Source organism: Streptomyces macrolidinus, from assembly GCF_023887685.1.
Classification (GTDB): Bacteria; Actinomycetota; Actinomycetes; order Streptomycetales; family Streptomycetaceae; genus Streptomyces; species Streptomyces macrolidinus.
The window spans coordinates 21,609-28,457 of record NZ_JAMWMR010000044.1; the positions used below are offsets into that span (position 1 = coordinate 21,609).

The window sequence follows — 6,849 nt, forward strand, 5'->3', positions numbered from 1 at the left end:
CATTAACTAAATCGTTACCTGGCGTGACCTGTCACACAGCACGGCGAGAGCCCCTGTGGTCACGGGCGACACGACACCCTCCTCGGTGACGATCGCCGTCACCAGCTCCGGCGGCGTCACATCGAACGCCGGGTTGTACGCCCGGGTCCCACGGGGTGTCACCGGTATCCCGCCTCCCCCTTCCGCTCCCGCCGTCCACGGCACGGCGACCTCGGTCACCTCGTGTCCGGCCCGCTGCTCGACCTCGATCGACGCTCCGTCCGGCGTCGTCGCGTCCACCGTCGTCACCGGCGCCACGACGAGGAACGGCACCCGGTGGTACCTGGCCAGCACGGCGAGGGGATAGCTCCCCACCTTGTTCGCCACCGAACCGTCGGCCGCGATCCGGTCCGCCCCGATCAGCACCGCGTCCACCTCCCCGGCCGCGAACAACGAACCAGCCGCGTTGTCCGTGAGCACCGTGTACGGCATCCCGTTGCGGGCCGCCTCGTACGCCGTCAGACGCGCGCCCTGGAGCAACGGACGCGTCTCGTCCACCCACAGCCTGCTCAACCGCCCCGCCCGGTGCGCCTCCAGGGCCACCGCGAACGCCGTGCCCTCCCCGCCGGACACCAGCGCCCCGGTGTTGCAGTGCGTCAGCACCCTATGGGCGCCGCCGGGCAAGAGGTCGTCCAGCAGGGCGAGACCGTGCCGCGCCATCCGCGCACTGGCCTCCGCATCCTCCCGGTGCAGCGCCCGAGCGGCACCGAGCGCCGCCTCGGCGGCCTGCCGCCGGTCACCACCACCGGCGAGCGCGGCCCGGTACGGAGCCAAGGCCCTGCGCACGCCCACCGCGAGGTTCACCGCGGTAGGCCGGGCACCCGCCAACTCGGCGGCGGCAGCGCCCACATCGACGCCCCGCGCGGCGGCCAGCGCGACCCCGTACGCCCCGGCGATCCCGAGCAACGGCGCCCCCCGCACGGCGAGCGTCCGGATCGCGTCCACCAGCGCGGGCACATCCGCGCACACCAACTCGGCCTCCTCGGCAGGCAGCCTCCGCTGGTCCAGGAGAACCACTACGGGTCCTTCGGGCGGCTCCTCCCAGCGGATGACGGGAATCGGCGACCGGTTGTCCTTGCCGGATTGCGCGCACTGATCAGCCATGCCGTCAGTCTGCCCCGTACCCGGCGGACCATGGCAGGCCCTGCGGGCCGCACCACCCCCGGTCCCCTTGCGGGCCCCGCGTGGCACGATGGCTGCCAACTCGCCGCCGCACCCGCGGACAGGCACCGTGAAGGAGCGACAATGAACGACACTCCGGGCTGGGCCTCGCCCGGATCTGCCCCATCGGACGGCCCGCAGCCGGACTCCTCCGGTGCGCAGCCTCCGGAGCAGCCCTCGGACCGAGGCGGTGCGGATCAGCCGCAGCAGCCTTCGACCTGGTCCCAGGAGCAGCCGCCGCCAGGGCAGTGGAGCGCTCCCCGCCCTCAGGGCCCCGGCCAGGTCCCGCCACCGCCCGGCTCCAACTGGGGCCGTCCCCCCGCCGGCCCCGGCGGCTGGGGTGGCCCGCCTCCCGGTCCCCACGGCTACGGCGGCTGGGGTTGGGGACCGCCGCTCGCGGCCAAGCCCGGCGTGATCCCGCTGCGCCCGCTCGGCGTCGGCGAGATACTCGACGGCGCCGTCTCCACCCTGCGCACCTACTGGCGCACGGTCCTCGGCATCGTGCTGCCCGTCGCAGTCGTCACAGAACTCTTCGTCATCCTGCTGCAGAGGTTCGTCCTCGACAACAGCTCCGCCGCCGACACCCTCCGCGACCCCCACGCCTCCCCCTCCGAGCTGAGCCACGCCGCGGGCGTCAGTCTGCTCAGCTCCGGCGCCCTCCTCCTGGTCACACTGCTCGGCACCATCATCGCGACTGCCCTGCTCACGACCGTCACCAGCCGCGCCGTGCTCGGCAAGCCCGCGACCACCGCGGACGCCTGGCGCGACGCCCGCCCACAGCTCGCACGACTGCTCGGGCTGACACTTCTGCTGCCGCTCACAGCCTTCGCGATCGTCTTCGCGGGAGCCCTCCCCGGCATCGTCATCACCCTCACGGGCGCAAGCACCGCAGGGGACGCACTCAGGGACCTCGGCGTCCTCGCCGGTGCGATCGTCTCCGTGTGGATCATGATCCGTTTCTCGCTCGCCTCGCCCGCGCTGATGCTGGAGAAGCAAGGCATCCGCAAGTCGCTGAGCCGCTCCGTGAAGCTGGTGCACGGCTCGTGGTGGCGGATCTTCGGCATCCAGTTGCTGACTCAGTTGATCGCGCTCATCCTCGTGATGATCATCATGATCCCCTTCACTCTCCTCGCCGGATCGCTCAGTCAGCACGGCATGAGCGGCCTCCTCACAGGCGACACCAGCCGCCTCGGCTGGACGTTCCTCCTCGTCACCGGGGTCGGCTCGGTGATCAGCCGCATGCTCACCTTCCCGATCACCGCGGGAGTGATCGTGCTGCTCTACATCGACCAGCGCATCCGACGTGAGGGCCTCGACCTCGACCTGGCCCGCGCCGCCAGGGTCGAAGCTCACGGCTCGCACGCCCCCACCCCGGGGAGCTGATGCGGTGAGCGCGGCGGGGGGAGCGCTGAGCGTCGCACTGGTGCTGTCGCACTCGGGCGACACACCACCGGTGACCGTCCCGCGCGACCCGGCGCGCGAGGCGGCCCGGGACGAACTGTCCAAGGGGATGTACCACGAGCACGACCCCGGCCTGCTGGAACGTGCCCTCGACGCCCTCTGGGACCGGGTCGCCCGGCTCTTCGGCTCGGCTTCGACCGTGACGCCCGGCGGCCCGGTCGGCCTCTTCGTCGTCGCGCTGGTGATCCTGGCGATCGCCGCGGCCCTGTGGTGGCGGCTGGGCCCCCCGCGCCGCACGCCCACCTCGTCGACGCCCGCGCCACTCTTCGACAACCGCCCCCGCAGCGCGGCCGAACACCGGGCCGCCGCCGAGGCGCACGCCGCCCAGGGCCACTGGAACCGGGCCGTCCAGGAACGCATGCGCGCCGTCGTCCGCTCCCTGGAGGAACGTGCCCTCCTCGATCTGCGCCCCGGCCGCACCGCCGACGAGGCCGCAGCCGAGGCGGGCCGCTCCCTCCCGGCCCACACGGACCGGCTGCGCGCCGCCGCCCGCGACTTCGACGCCGTCGCATACGGCGGCCGATCCGCCGACGAAGAGACGTACCGTCGGCTCGCCGCCCTCGACGACGACCTGGAACACAGCAGGCCCCACCGCACCGACAGCACCCACAGCACGGCCCGCGCCGCCCGCCAGGGAGCCGCCGGATGACCGCAGAGGCCACGCTTCCGCCCACCTCGGCCTCGCCCACCGCCCGCCAGATATGGACCCGGACGCGCGGTGTGCTGATCGCCGTCGCACTCCTGCTGACCGGCGCGCTCGCGATCGCCCTGCTCCAGTCCGGCACCCGGCACGGCCGGCTCGACCCTCGCTCCGCCGACCCCTACGGCAGCCGCGCCGTCACCGCCCTCCTCGCCGACCGGGGCGTGTCCACACGCGTGGTCACCACCCTCGACCAGGCCCGTGCCGCCGTCGGCCCCGACAGCACCCTCCTGATCGCCGTACCCGACCTGCTGACACCCCACCAGCAGACGCTGCTGCGCGAGGCGACACAGGACTCCGGCGGCCGGACGATCCTGATCGCCCCCAAGAACTCCGTCGACACCCTGGCCTCTGGGGTCTCGGCAGACCCCGTCACCAGCTTCGATCCGCTGCTCACCCCCGGCTGCGAGTTGCTCGCCGCACGGCGAGCGGGCACCGCCGGCACCGGAGGCGTCCGCTACCACACCGAGGTCCCCGGGGCCGACAGGTGCTACCCGAGCGAGGGCCGACCCACCCTGGTACGCCTCCCGAACGCCTCCGGGGGCGACACCGTCCTGCTCGGCGCCCCCGACATCCTGTACAACGACCGTCTCGACGAGCAGGGCAACGCCTCGCTCGCCCTCCAACTGCTCGGTTCCCGCACCCACTTGGTCTGGTACCTCCCCTCGCTCTCCGACACCCCGGCCACCGGCCAGGACCGGCGGAACTTTCTCGACCTGCTCCCCTCGGGCTGGCTCTGGGGCACGCTGCAACTCTTCATCGCGGCGGCCCTGGCCGCCCTGTGGCGGGGGCGCCGACTCGGCCCCCTGGTATCCGAAAGACTCCCCGTGGCGATCCGCGCCTCCGAAACCGCCGAAGGCCGCGCCCGCCTCTATCGCAAGGCCGACGCCCGCGACCGCGCGGCCGACGCCCTGCGCTCCTCCACCCGTACTCGCCTCGCACCCCTCGTCGGCATCCCGGTCGCCCAGGCGCACGCCTCCGAGGCCCTGCTCCCCGCGCTGTCCGCCCGCCTCCACGGCGACGGCCAGTCCCTGCACTCGCTCCTCTTCGGCCCGCCGCCCCGCGACGACGCGGCCCTGATCACCCTCGCCGACCAACTCGACGCCCTCGAAAGAGAGGTACGCCGTCCATGATGGACCCGACCACTGACAACGCCGGGTACACCGGGGACCCGGACACCGCCCGCGCCTCGCTCGAGGCCCTGCGCGCCGAGATCGCCAAAGCCGTGGTCGGCCAGGACCCCGCCGTGACCGGACTCGTCGTCGCTCTCCTGTGCCGCGGACACGTTCTTCTTGAAGGAGTCCCCGGGGTCGCCAAAACGTTGCTCGTCCGCGCACTTGCGTCGGCGCTCGATCTCGGCACGAAGCGCGTCCAGTTCACGCCGGACCTGATGCCCAGCGACGTCACGGGCTCCCTCGTCTACGACGCCCGGACCGCCGCGTTCTCCTTCCAGCCCGGCCCGGTCTTCACCAACCTCCTCCTCGCGGACGAAATCAACCGCACCCCGCCCAAGACCCAGTCGTCCCTCCTGGAGGCCATGGAGGAACGCCAGGTAACGGTCGACGGCACCCCGCACCCGCTCCCCGAGCCGTTCCTCGTGGCCGCGACACAGAACCCGGTCGAGTACGAGGGCACCTATCCCCTCCCCGAAGCCCAACTCGACCGCTTCCTGCTCAAACTGACGATCCCTCTCCCCTCCCGCCAGGACGAGATCGACGTCCTCACCCGCCATGCCGAGGGCTTCGACCCGCGCGACCTGCGCGCCGCCGGCGTACGCCCCGTGGCGAACGCGGCCGACCTGCAGAACGCCCGCGCCGCCGTCGCGAAGACAACCGTCTCCCCCGACATCACGGCCTACGTCGTGGACATCTGCCGCGCGACCCGCGAATCCCCGTCCCTGGCCCTCGGTGTCTCACCCCGCGGCGCGACGGCCCTCCTCGCCACCTCCCGCGCCTGGGCCTGGCTGACAGGCCGGGACTACGTCATCCCGGACGACGTGAAGGCGCTGGCCCTCCCGACCCTCCGCCACCGCGTGCAGCTCCGACCCGAGGCGGAGATGGAGGGCGTGACCGCGGACTCGGTCATCACCGCGATCCTCGCCCACGTCCCGGTCCCCCGCTGATGGCGCTCACCGGACGCGCCGCCCTGCTGGCGGCACTCGGCGCCTTCCCGGTCGGCATCTGGCCCGGCTGGACGGGCATCCTCGCCGTCAACGGCCCGCTCGCCCTCGCCTGCGCCTGCGACTTCGCGCTGGCCGCACCCGTACGCCGCCTGGGCCTGACCCGATCCGGCGACACATCGGTACGCCTCAGCGAATCGGCCGAGGTGACGCTCACCGTCACCAACCCTTCCGGCCGCCCCCTGCGCGCCCGTCTCCGGGACGCCTGGCCGCCCAGCAGTTGGCAGCCCGGCACCGAAGTGACCGCGTCGCGCCACACGCTGACGGTCCCTCCGGGCGAACGCCGCCGCGTCACCACACGGCTGTGTCCCACCCGCCGAGGCGATCGCCACGCGGACCGCGTCACGATCCGTTCGTACGGGCCCCTCGGCCTCTTCTCCCGCCAGGGCACCCACACCGTCCCCTGGACGGTGCGCCTCCTGCCTCCCTTCACGAGCCGCAAGCACCTCCCCTCCAAGCTGGCCCGCCTACGTGAACTGGACGGCCGCACCAGTGTGTTGAGCCGCGGTGAGGGAACGGAGTTCGACAGCCTGCGCGAGTACGTCCCGGGGGACGACACCCGGAACATCGACTGGCGGGCGACGGCACGCCGGTCCTCGGTCGCGGTACATACCTGGCGTCCCGAACGCGACCGCCACATTCTCCTGGTCCTGGACACGGGCCGGACCTCCGCAGGACGGGTGGGCGATGCCCCACGCCTGGACGCCGCCATGGACGCGGCACTCCTGCTGGCCGCCCTGGCCTCCCGCGCCGGCGACCGCGTGGACCTGCTCGCCTACGATCGCCGGGTCCGCGCCCTGGTCCAGAACCGCGCCACCCGCGAAGTCCTTCCCTCGCTGGTCGACGCGATGGCGACCCTGGAACCAGAACTCCTCGAGTCGGACGCACGAGGCCTGACGGCCGCCGCACTCCGCACTGCCCCACGCCGCTCCTTGATCGTCCTGTTCACCACCCTGGACGCGGCCCCGCTCGAAGAGGGACTTCTCCCGGTGCTGCCCCGCCTGACCCAGCGCCATACGGTGCTGCTGGCGTCGGTGGCGGACCCGCACATCGCCCGCATGGCCACCGCACGTGGCAGCACAGAAGCGGTGTACGAGGCAGCGGCGGCGGCCACAGCCCAGACGGAACGCGCCCGCACGGCCGAGCAACTACGCCGTCGTGGCGTGACGGTCGTGGACGCGACACCGGAAGACCTGCCGTCGGCACTGGCGGACGCATATCTGTCACTGAAGGCCGCAGGTCGTCTCTGAGAGAGACCTCGAGTTCGGGAGGCGGGGTATTTCCCCGGCGTGTCCTCCCAAGGAAATAC

Annotated in this window: 6 protein-coding genes; 5 read left to right on the top strand and 1 reads right to left on the bottom strand. The window is 72.7% G+C overall.

Going from position 1 to position 6,849, the window contains the following annotated elements; genetic code table 11:
• Window positions 1-6 precede the first annotated feature (6 nt).
• Window positions 7-1,143 carry an S-methyl-5-thioribose-1-phosphate isomerase gene (mtnA, locus tag NGF19_RS28905; RefSeq protein WP_252428639.1) on the bottom strand — a complete coding sequence of 379 codons (1,137 nt, stop codon included), beginning with the start codon at window positions 1,141-1,143 and terminating at the stop codon, window positions 7-9.
• A gap of 141 nt (window positions 1,144-1,284) precedes the next feature.
• Here mtnA and NGF19_RS28910 point away from each other — a divergent pair, with 141 nt between their 5' ends.
• From NGF19_RS28910 to NGF19_RS28930, 5 genes are read left to right on the top strand one after another with little or no spacing between them, the layout of a single operon-like run.
• A complete protein-coding gene (locus NGF19_RS28910; protein ID WP_252428641.1) occupies window positions 1,285-2,583 on the top strand; it encodes a glycerophosphoryl diester phosphodiesterase membrane domain-containing protein in 1,299 nt (432 codons plus the stop codon).
• Window positions 2,584-2,587: 4 nt separating this feature from the next.
• A complete protein-coding gene (locus tag NGF19_RS28915; protein WP_252428643.1) occupies window positions 2,588-3,310 on the top strand; it encodes a DUF4129 domain-containing protein in 723 nt (240 codons plus the stop codon).
• Window positions 3,307-4,494: a DUF4350 domain-containing protein gene (locus NGF19_RS28920; protein WP_252428645.1), complete on the top strand. Its 1,188-nt coding sequence runs from the start codon at window positions 3,307-3,309 to the stop codon at window positions 4,492-4,494. Before NGF19_RS28915 ends, NGF19_RS28920 begins: the two co-directional genes overlap by 4 nt.
• Entirely contained in the window at window positions 4,494-5,483 is a 990-nt protein-coding gene (locus NGF19_RS28925; protein ID WP_252428646.1) for an AAA family ATPase, read from the top strand. Before NGF19_RS28920 ends, NGF19_RS28925 begins: the two co-directional genes overlap by 1 nt.
• Entirely contained in the window at window positions 5,483-6,790 is a 1,308-nt protein-coding gene (locus tag NGF19_RS28930; RefSeq protein ID WP_252428648.1) for a DUF58 domain-containing protein, read from the top strand. The genes NGF19_RS28925 and NGF19_RS28930 overlap by 1 nt, the downstream gene beginning before the upstream one ends.
• The last annotated feature ends 59 nt before the right edge of the window (window positions 6,791-6,849 follow it).

What these genes read in the sequence shown, in the direction of transcription:
- mtnA (WP_252428639.1), bottom strand. Translation starts at nt 1,143, where the DNA reads ATGGCTGATCAGTGCGCGCAATCCGGCAAGGACAACCGGTCGCCGATT.
- NGF19_RS28910 (WP_252428641.1), top strand. Translation starts at nt 1,285, where the DNA reads ATGAACGACACTCCGGGCTGGGCCTCGCCCGGATCTGCCCCATCGGAC.
- NGF19_RS28920 (WP_252428645.1), top strand. Translation starts at nt 3,307, where the DNA reads ATGACCGCAGAGGCCACGCTTCCGCCCACCTCGGCCTCGCCCACCGCC.
- NGF19_RS28925 (WP_252428646.1), top strand. Translation starts at nt 4,494, where the DNA reads ATGGACCCGACCACTGACAACGCCGGGTACACCGGGGACCCGGACACC.
- NGF19_RS28930 (WP_252428648.1), top strand. Translation starts at nt 5,483, where the DNA reads ATGGCGCTCACCGGACGCGCCGCCCTGCTGGCGGCACTCGGCGCCTTC.